At 62.9% G+C, this 20247-nt stretch carries 22 protein-coding genes; 18 read left to right on the top strand and 4 right to left on the bottom strand.

Features of this window, described 5'->3' with window-relative positions; genetic code table 11:
* Positions 1 to 42 precede the first annotated feature (42 nt).
* The 3 genes from ACFE8X_RS00650 (at position 43) to ACFE8X_RS00640 (ending at position 1628) form a co-directional block, all read left to right on the top strand.
* Positions 43 to 606: a thermonuclease family protein gene (locus ACFE8X_RS00650; RefSeq protein WP_375449500.1), complete on the top strand. Its 564-nt coding sequence runs from the start codon at positions 43 to 45 to the stop codon at positions 604 to 606.
* A 138-nt stretch (positions 607 to 744) separates the two neighbouring features.
* On the top strand, positions 745 to 1224 hold the full coding sequence (locus ACFE8X_RS00645; RefSeq protein ID WP_375449855.1) for an Lrp/AsnC family transcriptional regulator: 480 nt from the start codon (positions 745 to 747) through the stop codon (positions 1222 to 1224).
* Between the two features lie 2 nt (positions 1225 to 1226).
* On the top strand, positions 1227 to 1628 hold the full coding sequence (locus tag ACFE8X_RS00640) for a VOC family protein (RefSeq protein WP_375449499.1): 402 nt from the start codon (positions 1227 to 1229) through the stop codon (positions 1626 to 1628).
* 320 nt (positions 1629 to 1948) lie between these two features.
* On the opposite strand, the gene ACFE8X_RS00635 is transcribed toward ACFE8X_RS00640, so the two are convergent.
* The 3 genes from ACFE8X_RS00635 to ACFE8X_RS00625 all read right to left on the bottom strand — a co-directional run bounded on the left by ACFE8X_RS00635 (position 1949) and on the right by ACFE8X_RS00625 (position 4044).
* Entirely contained in the window at positions 1949 to 2329 is a 381-nt protein-coding gene (locus ACFE8X_RS00635) for a GFA family protein (RefSeq protein WP_375449498.1), read from the bottom strand.
* Positions 2330 to 3355 carry a GTP 3',8-cyclase MoaA gene (gene moaA / locus ACFE8X_RS00630; RefSeq protein WP_375449497.1) on the bottom strand — a complete coding sequence of 342 codons (1026 nt, stop codon included), beginning with the start codon at positions 3353 to 3355 and terminating at the stop codon, positions 2330 to 2332. It abuts the gene before it with no gap.
* Positions 3356 to 3450: 95 nt separating this feature from the next.
* On the bottom strand, positions 3451 to 4044 hold the full coding sequence (locus ACFE8X_RS00625; RefSeq protein ID WP_375449496.1) for a L,D-transpeptidase: 594 nt from the start codon (positions 4042 to 4044) through the stop codon (positions 3451 to 3453).
* 280 nt (positions 4045 to 4324) lie between these two features.
* On the opposite strand from ACFE8X_RS00625, the gene rpiA reads away from it, so the two are divergent.
* From rpiA to gltX, 7 genes are all read left to right on the top strand, one after another.
* The gene (gene rpiA, locus ACFE8X_RS00620) at positions 4325 to 4990 is read left to right on the top strand and encodes a ribose-5-phosphate isomerase RpiA (RefSeq protein ID WP_375449854.1); all 666 of its coding nucleotides are present in this window, start codon (positions 4325 to 4327) and stop codon (positions 4988 to 4990) included.
* Positions 4991 to 5027: 37 nt separating this feature from the next.
* A complete protein-coding gene (locus tag ACFE8X_RS00615) occupies positions 5028 to 5540 on the top strand; it encodes a DUF2059 domain-containing protein (protein WP_375449495.1) in 513 nt (170 codons plus the stop codon).
* A gap of 99 nt (positions 5541 to 5639) precedes the next feature.
* Positions 5640 to 7013, top strand: a complete 1374-nt coding sequence (gor, locus tag ACFE8X_RS00610) for a glutathione-disulfide reductase (RefSeq protein ID WP_375449494.1) — start codon at positions 5640 to 5642, stop codon at positions 7011 to 7013.
* Between the two features lie 89 nt (positions 7014 to 7102).
* A complete protein-coding gene (locus tag ACFE8X_RS00605) occupies positions 7103 to 8479 on the top strand; it encodes a class II 3-deoxy-7-phosphoheptulonate synthase (RefSeq protein WP_375449493.1) in 1377 nt (458 codons plus the stop codon).
* 144 nt (positions 8480 to 8623) lie between these two features.
* Positions 8624 to 9541, top strand: a complete 918-nt coding sequence (locus tag ACFE8X_RS00600) for a hypothetical protein (protein ID WP_375449492.1) — start codon at positions 8624 to 8626, stop codon at positions 9539 to 9541.
* 117 nt (positions 9542 to 9658) lie between these two features.
* The gene (locus ACFE8X_RS00595) at positions 9659 to 11326 is read left to right on the top strand and encodes an NAD+ synthase (protein WP_375449491.1); all 1668 of its coding nucleotides are present in this window, start codon (positions 9659 to 9661) and stop codon (positions 11324 to 11326) included.
* Positions 11323 to 12666, top strand: coding sequence for a glutamate--tRNA ligase (gene gltX / locus ACFE8X_RS00590; protein WP_375449490.1), 1344 nt, complete (start codon positions 11323 to 11325; stop codon positions 12664 to 12666). Before ACFE8X_RS00595 ends, gltX begins: the two co-directional genes overlap by 4 nt.
* Here gltX and ACFE8X_RS00585 read toward each other — a convergent pair.
* Complete coding sequence (locus tag ACFE8X_RS00585; protein ID WP_375449489.1) at positions 12611 to 13753, bottom strand: DUF2865 domain-containing protein; 1143 nt, start codon at positions 13751 to 13753, stop codon at positions 12611 to 12613. The genes gltX and ACFE8X_RS00585 overlap by 56 nt on opposite strands.
* A 151-nt stretch (positions 13754 to 13904) precedes the next feature.
* Here ACFE8X_RS00585 and ACFE8X_RS00580 point away from each other — a divergent pair, with 151 nt between their 5' ends.
* The 8 genes from ACFE8X_RS00580 to ACFE8X_RS00545 all read left to right on the top strand — a co-directional run bounded on the left by ACFE8X_RS00580 (position 13905) and on the right by ACFE8X_RS00545 (position 20237).
* A complete protein-coding gene (locus tag ACFE8X_RS00580) occupies positions 13905 to 14912 on the top strand; it encodes a fumarylacetoacetate hydrolase family protein (RefSeq protein ID WP_375449488.1) in 1008 nt (335 codons plus the stop codon).
* A gap of 90 nt (positions 14913 to 15002) precedes the next feature.
* Positions 15003 to 15449 (top strand): c-type cytochrome, encoded by a 447-nt coding sequence (locus ACFE8X_RS00575; protein WP_375449487.1) that lies wholly within the window; start codon positions 15003 to 15005, stop codon positions 15447 to 15449.
* Positions 15450 to 15704: 255 nt separating this feature from the next.
* Positions 15705 to 17165 carry a cysteine--tRNA ligase gene (cysS, locus tag ACFE8X_RS00570; RefSeq protein WP_375449486.1) on the top strand — a complete coding sequence of 487 codons (1461 nt, stop codon included), beginning with the start codon at positions 15705 to 15707 and terminating at the stop codon, positions 17163 to 17165.
* Between the two features lie 512 nt (positions 17166 to 17677).
* Positions 17678 to 17950, top strand: coding sequence for an endonuclease domain-containing protein (locus tag ACFE8X_RS00565; RefSeq protein WP_375449485.1), 273 nt, complete (start codon positions 17678 to 17680; stop codon positions 17948 to 17950).
* A 2-nt stretch (positions 17951 to 17952) separates the two neighbouring features.
* Positions 17953 to 18327 (top strand): VOC family protein, encoded by a 375-nt coding sequence (locus ACFE8X_RS00560; RefSeq protein WP_375449853.1) that lies wholly within the window; start codon positions 17953 to 17955, stop codon positions 18325 to 18327.
* Entirely contained in the window at positions 18314 to 18793 is a 480-nt protein-coding gene (locus ACFE8X_RS00555) for a GFA family protein (protein WP_375449484.1), read from the top strand. Before ACFE8X_RS00560 ends, ACFE8X_RS00555 begins: the two co-directional genes overlap by 14 nt.
* The gene (gene pip / locus ACFE8X_RS00550) at positions 18787 to 19752 is read left to right on the top strand and encodes a prolyl aminopeptidase (RefSeq protein ID WP_375449852.1); all 966 of its coding nucleotides are present in this window, start codon (positions 18787 to 18789) and stop codon (positions 19750 to 19752) included. The genes ACFE8X_RS00555 and pip overlap by 7 nt, the downstream gene beginning before the upstream one ends.
* Entirely contained in the window at positions 19749 to 20237 is a 489-nt protein-coding gene (locus tag ACFE8X_RS00545) for a GFA family protein (RefSeq protein WP_375449483.1), read from the top strand. The genes pip and ACFE8X_RS00545 overlap by 4 nt, the downstream gene beginning before the upstream one ends.
* The last annotated feature ends 10 nt before the right edge of the window (positions 20238 to 20247 follow it).

Genomic DNA, 20247 nt, shown 5'->3' with positions numbered 1-20247 from the left:
TGGTGAACAAACACTAGCGACGCGTAGTTAACGGGCGGTGAAGTGCAGCGGCAAAACCTTGGGCAATGGCGACCTTTCCGCAGCCGGTTCGGTGCCCTTGCGGCCATCGCCATTCTTTTGACCTGCGCCGTGCTGGCCGGATGGCTGGACGAAGCGGGGTCGCCGGTTTCCGGCCGGCCCCGCATCAGTGATGGCGACAGCTTTCACCTCGGCGCCGACCGCATTCGCCTGCTGGGCATCGATGCTCCCGAACTCGACCAGACCTGCACCGATGCCGATAGCCGCAACTGGCCCTGCGGGCGCGCAGCGCGGGACAAGCTGGTCGATCTGGTGGCCGCCCAGTCCCTGACTTGCCAGCCCGACGGCCATGATCGCTTCGGCCGGATCCTGGCCATTTGCAGCGCCGGCGGGCGCGATCTTGGCCTGCAGATGGTCGCGGCCGGACTAGCCGTTTCCGCCGATGACTATGGCCGCGAGGAGGCCGCTGCGCGCGTCGCCCGGCGCGGCCTTTGGGCGGGCACCTTCGATTTGCCGCGCGCCTGGCGTGACGCGCACGGTCGCGAGGCCGAAGCAAATGCGCCCTGGAGTTGGTTACCCGGCCTTTAACAAAACGCCTGGCCTTGCGTCTTCGGGCAAATACGCAAGAATATTGCGCCTTACGGCAAGTTGTGGCATTCAGTCGGAAAATTGACCAAGTTTTTTGGCGTATTGCCGAAACCTGATTGCGCGGGGGCGTGAATGGCATTGGACAAGATCGATCGAAAAATCCTGACGCTGCTGCAAAAGGATGCCACCATGCCGGTGGCCGAAATCGGCCGCAAGGTCGGCCTGTCGACCACCCCATGCTGGCGTCGTATCCAGAAGATGGAGGAAGACGGCGTCATCAAGCGCCGCGTGGCCGTGCTCGATCCGGTCAAGGTCAATGCCGGCGTTACGGTGTTCGTGTCGGTCAAGACCAACGAGCATAGCGAGGGCTGGCTGCGCAAATTCGCCGCTGTCGTGGAAGACTTCCCCGAAGTTGTCGAATTCTATCGCATGAGCGGGGACGTGGATTACCTGCTGCGTATCGTCGTGCCCGATATCGGCGCCTATGATGCCTTCTACAAAAAGCTCATCGCCAAGATCGCCCTGACCGATGTCAGTTCGTCTTTCGCCATGGAACAGATCAAGTATACCACGGCGCTGCCGCTCGACTATGCCCTCATCACCGATGACGACAAATAGCCATGCTGCTGGGCTTTGAACATATCGGCATGACCTCGGGCGATCTGGACCGCGCCATCGCCTTTTACTGCGACCTGCTCGGTTTCAAGCTGGTGCTGCGCAAGCCCCAGACGCAGGGCGAACTGGCCTTCCTCGACGCGGGCGGCGGCATGCTCGAAATCTTCGCCCCGGGCCCCGGTATCCAGCCCGCTCGCGACGTACCGCAAGGTGAAGCCGGCGCACGGCATCTGACCTTCGCCTTCACCGATATCGGCACCGTGATCGAGCAATTGGCCACTGCAGGCGTCGACATCATCGAGCGTCCGCGCCGGGCCCACAACCAGGAAATGTTCAAGCGCGTCGCCTTCGTGCGCGACCCGGACGGCATCATCATCGAACTTGCCGAACGCGCCGAGGGTAGGTGAGGGCTTAGGCTTCACGGCGGCATTGGTTTGGTCGATGCGTTCTCGCCTCGAGGGGCGGCTATCGGATATCGAAAAAAGTGCAGTCGATACCTCCCCCTTCCGGGGGGAGGATCAAGGTGGGGGGTTGCCGGCCTCCATATCGGGGCTCCTGAACCCCCACCCGACCTCCCCCTGGCAGGGGGAGGAACTGGCCGGTGGTATGGGTGAGATTGTGTCAAGCCATGGGCGATAGCTCCGCCCCTCAAGGAGAAAATCAAGCTGGGGTTGCTTGCGGCGCGCCCAAAACAAGACTGCCAAACCGCAACGAAGTCCGAATAGGCCTATTGCTGGTTCTGCGGCAGCCCGTCGGCGATATCGTAATAGTCGCCCTTGTCGGCCACGAAGATATGCATTGAGAGTTTGGTATCGGTCGGCGTATCGAACACACCCATCGAAATGCCGATCCGGTCGGCCGCGATGATATCGAAAAACAGCGACGACCCGCATACCGAGCAAAACCCGCGCCGCACTTTTTCCGATGACTGAAACCAGGTCACCTTGTCTTCGCCGCTGATGCTGACGGCCGAACGCGGCACATCGGTGCCGGCTTCGTAATGTCCCGTGTGCTTGCGGCACTTGGTGCAATGGCAGGCCGTTGGGGCGGCCAGCTCGCCCTCTACCGCGAAGCGAATGGCGCCGCACAGGCACGATCCCTTGTGCATCTAGCCCCCCGTCACGCTCATGTGCCGCCCCAGTGCCGGCTGCGGTCGAGCACGGTCGATGACGAAATCATGCCCCTTGGGCTTGAGCAGCATGGCCCGGTCCAGCGCCGCATCCAGGCCCGCCATGCCTTCATCCCGCAGTGCATCGCGCAGGTTGACCTGGTCATCCTGCCCCAGGCACATGAACAACTGCCCAGTCGCGGTCAATCGCACCCGATTGCAACTTTCGCAGAAATTGTGGCTCATCGGGGTGATGAAGCCGAGCACGCCACCGGTTTCGGCCACCCGCACATAGCGCGCCGGCCCGCCTGTGCGCTGGTCCAGCTTTTCCAGCGTATAGTGCTGCGCCAGCCGGTCATGCACTTGCTTGAGCGGCAGGTAGCTGTCGACCCGGTCGATGCCCACTTCGCCCAGCGGCATGCCCTCGATCAGCGTCAGTCCCATGCCGCGACCATGCGCCCAGGCCATCATCGGCTCGATCTCGTCCTCGTTGACGCCGGCCATGGCGACCATGTTAATCTTGACGGCCAGCCCGGCCGCCTGCGCCGCATCGATCCCGGCCATGACATCGACCAACCGGCCGCGCCGCGTGATCGCCGCAAAACGATCCGCATCCAGCGTATCGAGCGACACATTCAGCCGCCGCACGCCGGCCGCAGCAAGAGCTTGGGCATGCTTGCTCAACTGGCTGCCGTTCGTGGTGATCGTCAGCTCGTCCAGCCCCCGCCCGACATGTCGCCCGAGCGAGCGGACCAGCGCCAGGATATCCTTGCGCACCAGTGGCTCACCGCCGGTCAACCTGATCTTGTTGACCCCGCGCGCCACGAACGCCGTCGCGATTGTTTCGATTTCCTCGAAGCTGAGCACGTCCTGTTTCGGCAGGAACGTCATGGTCTCGGCCATGCAATAGACGCAGCGAAAATCGCAACGGTCGGTTACCGAAATTCGCAGATACGAAATATGCCGGCCATAACGGTCGACCAGCGGTCTGGCATTTGGCGCGATACTGGCTAGGGGCAGGGTCATCGCACAAATCTAACGGTCATCGCGCCGATTTCAAAGCCTTGCCGCAACAAAAAAGGCCAGCGCGATGGCTGGCCCTTTCAATTATGCGCTATCCTTTAGTGGTGCACCACCACCAGGGCGCCCACTTTGACGCGCTCGTACAGGTCAACCACGTCTTCATTGGTCAGGCGGATGCAACCCGAGGAGACCGCCTGGCCGATAGACCATGGCTCCGAGGTTCCGTGCAGGCGATAAAGGGTCGAGCCGATATACATGGCCCGTGCTCCCAGGGGGTTGTCGGGGCCGCCCGGCATGAACGCGGGCAGGTCCGGGACACGCTTGCGCATGGCGGCCGGCGGGGTCCAGCCCGGCCATTCCGCCTTGCGGCTCACATGATGCGTGCCCGACCAGGTAAAGCCGTCGCGGCCTACGCCGATGCCATAGCGCACCGCCCGGCCATCGCCGAGCACGAAATAGAGCCGGCGTTCCCCGGTTTCCACGATGATCGAGCCTGGCGCGTACTTGCCGGCGTAAGCCACTTCCTCGCGCGGGATCGCGCTGCGACCGCGGTTGCGTGTTGCCACCACGGACGCTTCTTCCCAAGCATTGGAGTTGGGATTATAGACGCGCGCCGCCATGGCGGGAACGATCAATGAAAAGGACAGCACTATCGACAGCGCGATCGCTGTCGTGGATTTCAATATGGACATTCGCCGACTGTGCCTCTGACAGTTGAACACACCGCAACGACTCGGGCTGTTCAAGAATGGAATTTGCATACGCGGTTCAAGAATTTGCGGAAAGGGCGCTGCCCTGATTCCGCCACAGTCCGACGACCTTCCACACATTGTGTTGCCATCCGGTTACAATCGTCGTTCACCAATCTGTGATCGTCGGGTTGACATGAGGGTAGTGTAGTCCCATCACCAGCCGAAGTTGGGACGAGAGAAGCCGACCGTGAGCGAAGCATTGAAGCGGCAGGCCGCCGCCATGGCCATCAACGATCTGCAGCCGGGAATGCGCCTGGGACTTGGGACCGGCTCCACCGCGCGCCATTTCGTGGACCTGCTGGGCGAACGGGTCGCCGCCGGTTTCGAATGCCTCTGCGTGCCGACATCCGAGGTGACCGCCGCCCAGGCGCGCGCCCTGAACATTGCGCTGACCGATCTGGACACTATCGATCATCTCGACCTGACCATTGACGGTGCCGACGAAATCGGCCCCGGCCTGAGCCTCATCAAGGGAGCCGGCGGAGCGCTGTTGCGCGAGAAGATCGTCGCCGCCGCCTCGATCGCCATGATCGTGATCGCCGACGCCAGCAAGGTGGTGACCACGCTGGGCCGCTTTCCTTTGCCGATCGAAGTCAATCGCTTTGGCTTGGGCGCAACAAAGCGGGCATTGGAGAGCGTGCTGGCGCAATACGATACCCAGGGCGGGCTCGTATTGCGGCGAACGAGCGATGGCGCCAGCTTCATCACCGATGGCGGACACCTGATCCTCGATGCATTTTTTGGCCGCATTTCGCAGCCAGAAGCGCTGTCACGGACACTGCTGGACATCCCGGGCGTAGTGCAGCACGGACTGTTCCTGGGCATGTGCAAAAAGGCTTATGTGGCAACCGCGGATGGCGTAAGAACCATTCAGACACAAGACTGATGCCGAGCGTGGCGCAGCACAAACGGGGTATTGCAGGATGATGGGTGTTTTGACGCGCGCCAAGGCGCTGTTCGCGATCGTGCTGAGCGCGACCATTGTTGCTCTGGCCATGCCGGCCATTGCCCAGGAAGTCGCTCCCGAGCATCTGGCACTGGCGCGTAAATATGTCGACCTGACCGATCGCGGGGCGATCTACGAGACCACGCTGGTGGAAACCGCCATCCAGACCATGCGCCAGATCGTGACGCAAAACCCCGAAATTTCCGTACAGACCAACGACGCCATCACCAAGGTGCTTGAAGACTACAAGGGCCGCAAGGGCGAGTTGCTCGACCAGTTCGCCCGTGTCTATGCCATCCGGTTTTCCATGGAGGAGCTCACCCAGATCGTGGCCTTCTACGAATCGCCCGTCGGCACCAAGCTGTCTGAGGCAAACAGCGATTTGAACGTGGATTTGCAGCGGGTCCTGGCGGTCTTCAACAACAATGTGGGCCAGGAATTCTTTGCCAAGGTGCGCGCCGAACTGCGTGCCAACGGCGTACAGATCTGATCGCCGGGGCCTTGATCTCGACCATGGCCCCGCCTTGAGCGGGGCCTTTTTTTAAGCCAGGCGCCACCCGATATAAGGGGTCCCGCAGGAGTTCTTCCCATGAGCGAGCCATATGACCTCGTCGTGATCGGCGCCGGCTCAGGCGGCGTTCGCGCTGCCCGCATGGCCGCATCCTATGGCGCGCGCGTCGCCGTGGTCGAAGAGTTCCGCGTCGGCGGCACCTGCGTCATTCGCGGTTGCGTGCCCAAAAAGCTCTATGTCTATGCCAGCCGCTTCTCTGAAACGTTCGATGTCGCGCAAAGCTTTGGCTGGCAGGTCGACGCCAAGTTCGATTGGCCGACCCTGGTCGCCAACAAGGAAAAGGAAATCTCCCGGCTGGAACAGGCCTATATCGCCGGCCTCGAAAAACCGGGTGTCGAGATTATCCACGATACGGCGGCGGTGACCGGGCCCAACAGCGTGCGGCTGCTCGACAGCGGGCGTGAGATGGACGCCAGGATCATTCTGATCGCCACCGGCGCCCATCCCTCCATTCCCTCCATTCCCGGGGCCGAGCTGGCGATTACCTCCAACGAGGCGTTCGACCTGCCGGCTCTCCCTCACTCGATCCTGATCGAAGGCGGGGGCTATGTCGCGGTGGAATTTGCCACCATCTTTGCCGGCCTGGGGGTCGATACCACCATCATCTATCGCGGCGAATGCCTGCTGCGCGGCTTTGACGACGACATTCGCAAGGGACTGGAAGCGGGCCTTCAGGATCGCGGCATCAAGCTGATCCACCAGACCACGATCCGAGCGCTGTCCCGGGACGGGGACAATATATCGGCCAGCTTCAGCGATGGCGTGGTCGCGCCCTATGGGGCGGTAATGTTCGCCACCGGTCGCGTGGCCAATGTCGGCAATCTGGGGTTGGAGACCGCCGGGGTCGAATTGTCCCCGTCGGGCGCTATCGCAGTGGATGCCTATTCGCGCACCTCGTGCCCCTCGATCTATGCGGTAGGCGACGTGACCGGCCGCGTCCAGCTGACGCCGGTGGCGATCCGCGAAGGCTGGTATTTCGCCGAGACCGTGTTCAACAACAATCCGCTGGCGGTCGATCATTCGCAAATTCCGACGGCGGTGTTTTCCGATCCCGAACTGGGCGTTATCGGGCTGACCGAAACGGAAGCGGCCACCCATGGCGATATCGACGTCTATCTCGCCCGCTTCCGGCCGATGATCAATACGCTCTCCACCAAGACGGAGCGCACCATTCTCAAGCTGATCGTGGGCGCCGATGGCGGCAAGGTGCTGGGCGTGCATATCCTCGGGCCCAGCGCTGCCGAAATGATCCAACTGGTCGCCGTCGCCATGGGCATGGGCGCGACCAAAGCCGATTTCGACCGCACCATGGCGCTGCATCCCACCGCTGCCGAGGAACTGGTGACCTTCAAAGGGCCCAGCTACACCTATCGCCAAGGCGCCAAAGTCTAGCCCGATAGGCCTTGGCAGGGGGCGCCGGCCTTGCTAGACCGCCCGCACTGGCCGATTGGCCGCCCGGAATGGCGTAAGCGAGGCGTAAGATGAGCGACTGGACCCCGGCAAGCTGGCGCGACAAGCCCATTTCGCAGGTTCCCGCCTATCCAGATGCCGCGGCCTTGCAGGAAGCCGAACGGCAGCTGGCGAGCTTTCCCCCACTGGTCTTTGCCGGCGAAGCGCGCGATCTCAAGACCCGGCTGGCCGCTGTTTCTCGAGGCGAGGCATTCTTGTTGCAGGGCGGGGACTGCGCCGAAAGCTTTGCCGAGCACGGCGCCGACCACATTCGCGATTTCTTCCGCGTCTTCTTGCAGATGGCGGTGGTCCTGACCCATGGCGCGTCCAAGCCGGTGGTCAAGGTCGGCCGGGTTGCCGGCCAGTTCGCCAAGCCGCGCTCCTCGGACACCGAAGTGATCGACGGCGTCGAACTGCCCAGCTATCGCGGCGACATCATCAATGCCATCGAGTTCAACGCGGGCGCGCGCATTCCCGATCCGGACCGCATGTTGCAGGCCTATCGCCAGTCGGCGGCGACGCTCAATCTGCTGCGCGCCTTCGCCTATGGCGGCTATGCCGAATTGACCCGCATCCACGAATGGACCGTGGGCTTCATGAAGGGCTCCAACTGGTATCCGCGCTACGAGGAAGTGGCCCGCAAGATCGACGATGCCATCACCTTCATGGCGGCGCTTGGGCTCAATCCAGACAATACCCCGGCCTTGCGCCAGACCAGCTTTTTTACCAGCCATGAGGCGCTGCTGCTCGGCTACGAGGAAGCGCTGACGCGCCGCGACAGCATCACCAATGATTGGTACGCCACCTCCGGCCACATGATCTGGATCGGGGATCGCACCCGCCAGCCCGATGCCGCCCATGTCGAATATTTTGCCGGCATCAACAATCCCATCGGCATCAAATGCGGCCCGACCCTGGCCAACGAGGACCTGCTGCGCCTGCTCGACCGGCTCAATCCCCACGATGAAGCGGGCCGCATCACGCTGATCGCCCGTTTCGGCTCCGACAAGATTCACCAGCATTTGCCGCGCCTGATCGATACCGTGCAGCGCGCCGGTCGCAGCGTGGTCTGGTGCTCCGATCCAATGCACGGCAATACCATCAAGGCCTCGAACGGCTACAAGACGCGCCCGTTCGACCGGGTCTTGTCCGAGGTGCGATCGTTTTTCGAGATTCACCGCCAGCTCGGCACCTATGCCGGCGGCGTGCATATCGAAATGACGGGCGACGACGTTACCGAGTGTGTTGGTGGCGTTTCGGCGGTCACCGAAGCCTCGCTGTCGGATCGGTATCACACCTATTGCGACCCGCGCCTCAATGCCAGCCAGGCACTGGAACTGGCCTTCCTTGTGGCCGAGGAAATCGGCGGCCAGCAGCGCCCGGGCGCCCGCCTCGCCGCCGGAGAATAGCGGCGGTTGCCGGTGTGCGACGGTTGGGAAATGCTGAGCACCAAAACGCGCGGGCAGGGCGTTTCCGGTTTAGCGGAACATTAACCCTAATGGTTCAATAATTCTCCCAATGGCCGAGAGGGCCTTTTGTCCGGGAGTTCCATCATGCCCCGCTCGCTGAGTTGCGTTGTGGCGATCGCCGCGCTGAGTATTGCCGTCCCCGCCCTGGCGGCCGATTACGATGCCTATCCCGAACTGCGTCCCTCTTATCCCGACGATTGGGAAACCGGCGAGGACAACCCGCTGCGGTTCGAGGCCGGGTTGCGCTATTGGTATTCTATCGGCCAGCAGGATGTCGAAGACAGCGGGCAAACCTATTCCGCCTCCGATCGCAGCCACATCCTGGAGGGCCACTTCCGCATCGATGACCTTTCGACCAGCTCGTTCGTCAAGGGCAATGCCGGCTATGCAGTCGTCACCGACGGCGAATATTCCAACACGCTTGACCCGGACGACACCGATTTTACCGGCGGCCAGATCGGATATGCGGGCGCCGATTTCGGCTGGATGCCGCTGGGCAGCGAGACCGCCAAGTTCGGCCTTCTGACCGGCTATCAGTTCAGCCGCGAATCGCCAGGCCGTCAGAATTACGACGTCGATCACGTTGATGGCCTCAACATTCATGAACTGCGTCTGGGCGTCACCGGTCATGCCGACCTGGGCGGCATGTTCGATCTCGATGCCGAACTGGCCGCCGTTCCCTATGCCTATGCCTCGGGCGCTACGGCCGAAGTCCCGTTCGCCGACACCGTAGTGCAGGGCATCACGGTCAATCGTCGGCAAACCGAAATGACCGGCGCACTCTATGGCGCCAGCGGACAATTGATGCTCGGCATCCATCCGACCGAGAATCTGACACTGCGCGTTGGCGGACGGGCCTCATATCTGACCGGCTCGAACAGCACCACGACCCGTCAGTGGAATGCGGCGACGCCGGACTCCTTCCTCTATTCCAGCGCCCTTCTGGACGGCTTGTCGCTTTGGCGTTACGGCGCCCTGGTCGAACTGACCGGCCGCTTCTGATCGCTGCTTGGCCTCGGCTTTGTCCGCTTGCCCTTGCCGGGGTGAGCGGCTAAGTCTTGCGCGCATTCGGCCAAGCACCGACATGCGGCAATTGCAATAGCCAACGGGCCGTCCAAATTGACAGATCGCCTTCGCATCGCACTCGCTCAGCTCAACCCCAAGGTCGGCGCGATAGCAGCCAATCTGGCGCTTGCCCAAACGGCGCTGGCCGACGCCGAAGCGGCCGGTGCCGACATCCTGATGTTCTCCGAATTGTTCCTGACCGGCTACTTTCCCGACGATTTGCTGTTCAAACCGCAATTCGTGACCGACGCGATCGCCGCCGCCCAGGACCTGGTGGCCGCCACCGCCAAGTCAGCCGTTTCGGTGATCCTGCCGACGATCTGGCTGGACAAGGCCGGGCTGCATAACGCCGTTCTGGTCGCCGAAAACGGCAAGATCATTGCCACGCGCTTGAAGCGCGAATTGCCCAATACCGACGTCTTTTACGAGCGCCGTTATTTCGAGCCGGGTCCGCTGTCGCTGCCGGTGTCCATCAAGGGCGTCCTGGTCGGCATTCCGATCTGCGAGGATATCTGGCATCCCTGGGTTTGCGAGCACCTCGTGCGCGAGGGGGCCGAAATCCTGCTGTGCCCCAACGGCTCGCCCTATTGGAAGGACAAGCAGAGCACGCGCTACAAGCTGGTCCGCGACCGGGTCGCGGAAGACCGGGTGCCGCTGCTCTATCTCAACCAGGTCGGCGGCCAGGACGAACTGGTGTTTGATGGCGCGTCCTTTGCCATGGAGCCGGGCAATCGGCTGGTGCTGCAGGGGAACTCGTTCGCCACCGATTTCATCGTCTCCGATTGGGCCCGTGGCAGCGACGGCTGGACCTGCACCAACGGCGAGGTCAAGGACCTGACGTCAGTCGAGGAAGCGCCCTGGCGCGCCTGCGTGCTGGGGCTGCGCGACTATGTGCACAAGAACGGCTTCAGCCAGGTGGTGATTGGCCTGTCGGGCGGCATCGACAGCGCCGTGGTCGCCGCCATGGCGGTCGACGCGTTCGGCCCGGACAAGGTCCACTGCATCATGCTGCCCTATCGCTACACCTCACAGGCCAGCCTGACCGACGCCAAGGCCTGCGCCGGGCAGCTCGGCGTGCGCTACGACGTCGTGGCTATCGGCGATCCGGTCGATGGAGCGCTGGCCGAACTGGCGCCGATCTTTGCCGGCCGGCCTGCCGACCTGGCCGAGGAGAACATCCAGTCCCGCATGCGCGGCGTGGTGTTGATGGCCGTGTCCAACAAGCTGGGATCCATGCTTTTGACCACCGGCAACAAATCCGAGATGGGTGTGGGTTACGCCACCATTTATGGCGACATGAACGGCGGCTTCAATCCGCTCAAGGACTTGCTCAAGATGCAGGTCTATGCGCTGGCCGCCTGGCGCAACACCCATGTTCCCGGCGATTGCCTTGGTCCCGCCGGCGAGGTCATTCCGCAGCCGATCATCGACAAGGCGCCCAGCGCTGAATTGCGCCCGGACCAGACGGACCAGGACAGCCTGCCGCCCTATCCGGTGCTCGATGCGATCCTGGAAGCCATGGTCGAGCAGGAACTCTCGATCGGCGAGATCGTCGCCATGGGTCATGACCTGGCCCTGGTGCAACGCATCGAAAAGCTCGTCAACATCGCCGAATACAAGCGCCGCCAGGCGGCGCCGGGGCCGAAACTGACGCGCAGGGCATTTGGGCTGGGCCGCAAATACCCAATCACCAATGGCTATCGGGACGCGACCAAGGGATGACGCAGACCCCGGGTTCAACCAAAGTCCGCTACGCACCCTCGCCCACCGGGCGCATCCATCTCGGCAATGCCCGCCCGGCGCTGCTCAACTGGTTTTTCGCCCGCGCCCATTGCGGCCAATATGTGCTGCGCATGGACGATACCGACCTGGCCCGCTCGACCCGTGAATCCGCCGACAGCATCGAAGCCGATCTCGCCTGGCTCGGCATCACGCCTTCGCTGCTGGTCCGCCAGTCCGAACGCACCGCGCTTTACGATGCAGCTGTCGACAGGTTAAAGGGAGCCGGCAGGCTCTATCCGTGCTACGAGACCGAGGACGAACTTGACCGCCGGCGCAAGCGGGCGCGCGCCTTGGGCAAGCCGCCGATCTACGACCGCGCCGCGCTCAAGTTGAGCGATGCCGATCGCGCCAGGCTCGAAGCCGAGGGGCGCAAGCCGCATTGGCGCTTCAAGCTTGATGGCAAGCCGGTGCATTTCGAGGACCTGATCAAGGGAGCCCAGACGGTCAATACCGCCTCCATGTCCGACCCCGTCCTGGTGCGCGAGGACGGCAGCTATCTCTATACGCTGCCCTCGGTGGTCGATGACATCGATCTGGGCATCACCCATGTCATTCGCGGCGAGGATCACGTCTCCAATACGGGCACCCAGATCGAAATCTTCGAGGCCCTGGGCGGCCCGGTGCCCGCATTCGCCCATCATAACCTGTTGACCGATGCCGAAGGGCAGGGGTTTTCCAAACGGCTCGGCTCGCTGTCGATCGGCGACCTGCGCGCCCAGGGCTACGAGGCGATCGCCGTGGCGATCATGGCAACACTGACCGGCACGTCGCTGCCGGTCGAGCCGCATGCTTCGCTCGACGAAATCGCCGGCAAACTCGAATTTTCGGCCATCTCCCATGGCCCGGCCCGTTTCGATCCGGCCGAACTCGACAGCCTCAATGCCCGCATCCTGCACGCCATGAGCTACCAGGCGGCGCAGCCTCGCCTTGCCGAGCGCGGCATTGCTGGCGAAGAGCTCTGGCTGGTGTTGCGCAACAATCTGGTCAAGTTCGACGATATCGCCGATTGGGCCAGGCTCGTGACCGGGCCGGTACAGCCCGTTATCGACGAGCAGGACCGCGCCTTTATCGCCACCGCGCGCGAGCTGCTGCCGCCCGAGCCGTGGACGCTGCAAACCTGGGCCGACTGGACCGACGCCATCAGGGCGGCGACCGGGCGCAAGGGCAAGCCGCTGTTCATGCCCTTGCGCATGGCCCTGACCGGGCGTCATGACGGGCCCGAGCTTAAGTCCCTGCTCCCGCTGGTTGGGCGTAAGGCGTGTCTGGACCGACTACTCTGACCACCTTGTCCCCGAACTGCACCAGGCGCAGCTCGGTATCGGCATTCTGAACCACCGGCTTGGCGGCCGGCGCCTCGCCGGGGCCCGGCGGGCGTGGCCGGGGCAGGGGAATATCCAGCAAGGCGATAGTTGACATAGCCGCTACGGGTGCGGGCGCCGGCGCCGCGACAGGCATTTGCCGCCGTGGATCGCGCAACGGCAGGGGAAAGCTGCTTTCCCCCACCTGCACCACGCTGCGCGCCTCACCATTGGGCGATTGCATGCTGATGATCGAGCCGCCACCCACCGGGGCGCTCTTGCAAGTGCTGGTCGTATCGATGGCTTCCCGATAGGCAAAGGCGCTCGGCAGGTCGGTATAGGCCGCCCCCGTCATGTTGCGCATCTGCTCCACGTCCTGTCCCGGATTGTCGTAAAAATACAGATCGACCGCCGCATTGGGACACATGGCGTGGCATTGCGCGGCATCGCTGGGCAGATAGTCCTGCAGCGTCGAATAGCTGATCGGCCAGAAGTAGCCGTCGCTGATCCGCACGCAGACCGTGCGCACCGTGGAATAGCCACCATAGCCCCAGTAATCCTCGTCGCCGATCATCTGGCCGTCGCTGAAATCGCCCTCCGACGTGGTGCCGAAGATGCGATCGAAGATCGACTGGCGCTCGGTGTTCATCGTCGCGCTCGAGCCCTGGTCGGCGCCGCAGCCGAAACGGGCCAGTTCCTGCAGGATGGCTTCGCGCTGCTGGGCGACCGCATTGGCGGTTTCCACCGACTGGTTGATATTGGCATAGTCCTCGCGCAATCGCAGCACGTCGCGGCCCAGGCCCTGGCACTGCGGCGACAGCGTGCGTCCCGCCTTGGCATCGGCATTGCAGCCATTGCGGACATAGGCGCTTTCGGCGTCCTGCACCTGCTGCCGCAGCCCGCGCGCATTGCCCGAATTGCTCTGCATGTTCTGGAAATCGCCATTGCGATCGAACTGGCGCAGCATACCCTGGAGCCGAGAACAGCTCGACGACTGCGCATAGGCAGCGCTGGCATCGAGCCCGACGCAGATCATCGCAACCACCAGGGCCGCCAGCATCCGCCACATATTTGGGCCTGTCGCCACCATCTCGTCCCGTCTGTTAGGCGTGTTCGACCCGCCTTAACGCACCGGCGAGTCGCAAACCAACAGTATAGTGCCCGCAGCGATGCCGTGATAGCACCGCTGCTGTCACACCCCCGCGACGAGGCCTGGCCGCATGAAATTTGCAACACTTCGCAATGGCCGGCCCGATGGCCAGCTCGTCGTGGTCTCGAGCGATTTGCAACGCTATGTTTCGGCCGGCCGCATCGCTCCCACCCTGCAGGCGGCCCTGGATGACTGGGCGGCGCTGCTGCCCGCCTTGAGCGCACTTGGCGCCAACCTTGATGCCGGCGCCATCGCCGGTCAGCCATTCGATGCGGCGCTCGCCATGGCGCCTTTGCCCCGCGCCTTCCAGTGGATCGACGGGGCCGGCTACATGGGCCATCTCGAGCGGGTGCGCTCGCTGCAGGGCAGTATCGACGCCGAGCTGCAATCGACGCGCCCGCTGCTCTATCAAGGCGGCTCCGACCAGCTTTCGGGCGCCAACGACCCCATGATCGTGCCCGAGGACGGGCTGGCGCTGGATTTCGAGGCCGAGGTGGCGGTCATCCTGGGCCCGGTGCCGATGCGCCCGACCGTGGCCGAGGCTGCCGCCGCCATTCGCCTGGTCACGATCTGCAATGACGTATCGCTGCGCCGCCTGGTCGCCGACGACTTGAAAAACGGCTTCGGGTTTTTCCACGCCAAGCCTGCCACCGCCTTCGCGCCGATCGTGATCACCGCCGATGCGCTTGACGGCGCCTGGCGCGGCAATCGCCTGCACCTGCCGGTGCGAATCAGCGTCAACGACACGCTTTATGGCCAGCCCAATGCGGGCGTCGACGTGCATTTCGACTTTCCGGCGCTGATCGTCGAGGCCGCGCGGACCCGTAGCCTGGCGGCTGGTACGATCATCGGCTCGGGCACCATTGCCAACCATCATGACGAAAGCCTGCCGATCAAGCGCGACGGCATCGGCTTTGCCTGCATCGCCGAGGCGCGTACGGCCGAAAAAATCAAGTTCGGCCGCGCCCGCACACCGTTTCTCAAGCCCGGCGACGTGGTGCGCATCGGCGCCATGAACAGCGACGGGCAATCGGTCTTCGGCGATATCAACCAGACCGTGATGCTGCTCAAACGCTAGCATCGCGGTAACATTGCCGTGTCATGGTTGGGACCTTGCCGCGCCCATGCAACTCTGCTCCTGGGTTCGCTGCAGGTGAGGGTGCAAATCATGTCGATCAAGAAAATTTCTGCGATGGCGATTGCCGGTCTGATGACGATCGGGGTCGTCTCGGTGTTTGCCCAGGACGCATTCGTGGCGCCGGCCACTCCTGAAGAAGCCGTCACCATGCGCCAGCAGTTGATGAAACAGGATGGCGGCCTGATGCGCACGCTGGCCGGCCTGACCGGTGCGGAAGCCGCAGCCGCGCTCCAGACCATGTTGACCAACTACACCCATATTCCGGCCCTGTTTCCCGAAGGCTCGATCGGCGACAGCAAGGCGCTGCCGGCAATCTGGGAAAACTGGGACGCGTTCAACGCTATCGTCGAAACCGGCAAGACTGCCGCGACCGACGGGATCGCCGCCGCCGAAGCCGGCGATGCGGCAGCCTATGCGGCAGCCCTCAAGACGTTGGGCGGCACCTGCGGCCAGTGCCACCAGCAATTCCGCGGCTAGCCTGCCCGGTTTCAGTTCGCCTCCAGAGCGATTGGGCGGCACGCAAGTGTCGCCCTTTTTTATGGCTGGTGGTTTGCACTTGATTTTTTCCATGCCTGCGGCCAATCTGGCGCCATGAAGACCCTTCGCGTTAATCCAATTAACGGCTGCATTATTACCTGCTAACCACTCGTTGGCGGCGCGGTCTTCTTCATGCAAAAATCCTGACCCGAGAAGAGCGCACTGCCTGCCTATCCGCATGGCCAGGACGCCCATATGACCTCGCGAACGCCGCCGCTCACGCTCTACAACACTCTGACCCGCACCAAGGAACCCTTCGTTCCCATCGATGCGGCCAATGTGCGCCTTTATGCTTGCGGGCCGACGGTTTACGACTTTGCCCATATCGGCAATGGCCGCATGGCCATCGTTTTCGACCTGTTGTTCCGGTTGCTCCGGCAGGTGTATGGGGCCGAGCACGTCACCTATGTGCGCAACATCACCGACGTGGATGACAAGATCAACGCCCGCGCCGCGCGCGATTTCCCCGGCCTCGACCTGAATGAGGCGATCCGCAAGGTCACTGGAAAGACCGCCGGGCAATACCAGTCCGACGTGGCGGCGCTCGGCTGTCTCGAGCCGACGGTCCAGCCGCGCGCCACCGACAATATCGCGGGCATGCAGTCGCTGATCGGGACACTGCTGCAGCGCGGCAATGCTTATGAGGCGGGTGGCGAGGTCCTGTTCGCGGTCGGCTCGATGCCCGATTATGGCAAGTTGTCGGGCCGCAATCCCGAGGACAACCTGGCCGGTGCCCGCGTCGCTGTCGATGCGCATAAGAAGAACCCGGCCGATTTCGTGCTGTGGAAGCAGTCCTCCGCCGACGAGCCCGGCTGGGACAGCCCCTGGGGCCGCGGCCGGCCGGGCTGGCATATCGAATGCTCGGCCATGAGCGAGCGCTATCTGGGCCCGTTGTTCGACATTCATGGCGGCGGCCTCGACCTGATCTTTCCGCACCACGAAAACGAAATCGCCCAATCGCGCTGCGCCCATGGCACCGCGGCCATGGCCAATGTCTGGATGCACAACGGCTTCCTGCAGGTCGAGGGGGAGAAGATGAGCAAGAGCGTGGGGAATTTTTTCACCATCGCCCAATTGCTTGAAACCACCGATTTCGGCGGCCGCCAATGGCCCGGCGAAGTGTTGCGGCTGGCCATGCTGATGACGCAATATCGACAGCCAATCGACTTTACTACCAACCAACTTCAATTCGCAGAGAGCAAACTTCGGCATTGGCATGAGGCGGTGTTTAGTCAGTCACCTCGTCCTTCAATTTGGTGGGAGGTATTTAGCGACAGAGGCTGGCATTTGCCTCCGTCTCAACAGCTTGTTGATGCTTTGGCAGATGATTTAAACACTCACCTAGCTCTTTCCTATCTGGACAAGACTGGCCGGCCAAAAACTCCCTTGGAGGCAGAACAACTGGCCTCCGATCTTAGCTTTTTAGGCTTTGACATGATTAGTTTTTGGAAATCCTACAGCGACACCATGGCAACTTTATCTGACGAGGCAGAAATCCGTGCTTCAATTGCATCGCGCCTCGGCGCTTTAGCCAGCAGGGATTTCGCCACCGCCGATCGAATCCGGGCTGAACTGGCCGAGCAGGGCATTGCGCTGATGGACTCAAAGGATCCAGAAACGGGTGAGCGGGTGACGACGTGGGCGGTGAAGCGGTGAGCCCGCAGGCCCCCTCATCCGGTCCTTCGGACCACCTTCTCCCACAAGGGGAGAAGGGGAGCTCCACTCTTGCCGTAACCACCGAATTCATCTCGCCCCTTGGGGGAGGGGGTGTCAGAGGAGCGGGTAACGGTGTGGGAGGTGAAGCGGTGAGGCCGCAGGCCCCCTCATCCGGTCCTTCGGACCACCTTCTCCCACAAGGGGAGAAGGGGAGCTCCACTCTTGCCGTAACCACCGAATTCATCTCGCCCCTTGATGGAGGGGGTGTCAGAGGGGCGGCTAACGGTATCGGAGACGAAGCGGTGAGGCCGCAGGCCTCCTCATCCGGTCCTTCGGACCACTTTCTCCCACGAGGGGAGAAAGGGAGTTCCACTCCTGCAGTAACCACCGGGTCCCCCTCTCCCCTTGTGGGAGAGGGTGCCCGAAGGGCGGGTGAGGGGGCTGCTTCCCGGCTGGTTTCCTTTGCCCGTTCCATGCGCCATATCCCTACGGAGGCGGAACGCGCTCTTTGGATGGTTTTGCGCAGCAGACGCCTGGCGAATTATAAATTTCGTCGCCAGGTTCCGATGGGCCGCTACATTGCGGACTTTCTCTGTTTCGACCCGAAGCTGATTGTTGAGGTCGACGGCAGTCAACACAGTGGCGACAAACGAGATATGGCCCGCGACGCCGATCTGGAACAACGAGGGTTTCGGGTCCTTCGCGTCTGGAACAATGACGTTCTAGGCAATCCGGCATCAGTCAGCGAAGCAATTTGGGCTGCAATACAGGACATCAAACCATGAGCATTTTCGATCATCTTGGCTTTGCCGTTGGGGATTTCGATCGGTCGGCGGCGTTTTATGATGCGGCGTTGGCGCCGTTGGGCATTAAGCGGGTGACGGCGTTTGAGTATCCTGGCGGGCAGGGGATCGGCTATGGCAGTGGCGAGCCGCAGTTCTGGATCAATTCGGGGGCGGCGCTCCGTGATGGCGTCCACATCGCCTTTGCCGCCAGGTCGCGGGCGCAGGTGATTGCGTTTCACGAGGCTGCGCTGGCCGCGGGGGGGCGCGACAATGGCGGGCCCGGCATTCGCGAGCAGTATCATCCTAATTACTACGCCGCCTTCGTGCTCTATCCCGATGGCCACAACATCGAAGCGGTTTGCCATGCCCCCCAATAAGCCTGCCGAACTCACCGGCGGTTGCCAATGCGGCACGGTCCGCTTCAGCGCGCGGCTGCTGGGCCGGGGTTCGATCTGCCATTGCCGCATGTGCCAGAAGGCGTTTGGCGGCTTTTTCGGGCCGCTGATCACGGCCCATGATGCGCGCTGGACCCGTGGCGAACCAAAGTGGTTCCAAAGCTCCAACGCGGCGCGACGCGCCTTTTGCGGCAATTGCGGCACGCCGCTGGCCTATGAAACGCGCTTCGGACTGGAACTGGCGATCGGCGCCTTTGACGATCCGGACCTGGCGGCGCCCAGCATCCAGGTCAATCCGGCCGACAAGCTGGCGCTTTTTGACGGCCTGACCAGCCTGCCGGTGCGCACCGATGATGGCGAGTGGCGTGATTTTCTGGCGGGCATCCACTCCAACCAGCACCCCGACCATGACACCACCGACTGGCCGCCCAAGGGAGACCGATCGTGAGCCATTTGCGCACCTATTACCCGTTGATCGAGCCTTATGCCGCGGGACATCTCGATGTCGGGGACGGTCACCAGATTTATTGGGAGCGCGTCGGCACGCCCGGGGCCAAGCCGGCGGTGTTCCTGCATGGCGGGCCGGGTGGCGGGCTCAGTCCCAACCAGAAGCGGGTGTTCGATCCGGCGCGCTATGACGTGCTGCTGTTCGACCAGCGCGGCTGTGGCCAGTCCACGCCCCATGCATCGCTGGAGCACAATACGACCTGGGACCTGGTCGGCGATATCGAGAAGCTGCGCGTCATGGTGGGCGTCGAACAGTGGCTGGTATTCGGCGGCTCCTGGGGCTCGACGCTGGCACTGGCCTACGCCCAGACCCATCCCGAGCGAGTGAGCGAGTTGATCCTGCGCGGCATTTTCGCCCTGCGCCGCTCCGAACTGCTCTGGTACTACCAGGAAGGCGCCTCCAACATATTTCCCGACAAGTGGGAAGCGTTCCTGGCGCCAATTCCCGAAGCCGAGCGCGGCGACCTGATTGCGGCCTACCGCCGGCGCCTCGTGGGTGAGGACGAGGGCGAACGGCTTGCCGTCGCCAAGGCCTGGGCGAGCTGGGAAGGCGAGACGCTGACGCTGCTGCCCGATCCTTCGGTCACCACGGCCTTCTACGATGCCCATTTTGCCCTGGCGTTCGCGCGCATCGAGAACCATTATTTCGTGCATGCCGGCTGGCCGGACGAAGGCCAGTTGATCCGCAATGCCGGCTTGTTGCGCGATATTCCGGGCGTCATCGTGCAAGGCCGCTACGATATGGCGACCCCTCCCGTCACGGCGTGGGACCTGCACCGGGCTTGGCCGGAAGCCGAATTTCATTGGGTCGAGGATGCCGGCCATGCGCTGAGCCAGCCCGGCATCCTGCACCAACTGATCCTGGCCACCGACCGCTTTGCCGGGGGAGAGTTCATATGAGCCAGACCTTGGCCGGCGGCTGCCAATGCGGCGCAGTGCGCTATCATTTCACCGAGCGGCCAGGCGGCGCCCATATCTGCCACTGCCGCATGTGCCAGAAGGCCTTTGGCGCCTTCTATGCCCCCTTGGTCGGCGGGCCGCGATCGACGTTTGCAATTACGCGCGGCACGCTGGCGGTGTTTAATTCCTCGGACCTGACCGAGCGCGGCTTCTGCGCCCAATGTGGTACGCCGCTGACCTTCCGCTATCGCGACAGCCAAGGCATTTCGGTATCCATCGGCTCGCTGGACGATCCTTCGGCATTTCCGCCGATCGACCAGCATGGTGTCGAAAGCCGCCTGCCATGGGCGAACGGTTTGGGCCATTTGCCGGATCGACGCACCACCGAAGCGGAGGACGCGGACAACGCCGCTGCCATCAAAGCCAGCAATCACCAGCATCCCGATCACGATCACGATACGGCCAGTTGGCCGCAGCCGCATTAGAGTATCCGCG

It is taken from the genome of uncultured Devosia sp. (assembly GCF_964244875.1).
Taxonomy (GTDB): Bacteria; Pseudomonadota; Alphaproteobacteria; order Rhizobiales; family Devosiaceae; genus Devosia.
The sequence above is the reverse complement of the archived record's forward strand: the minus strand, read 5'-3'. Positions and strand labels throughout refer to the sequence as shown.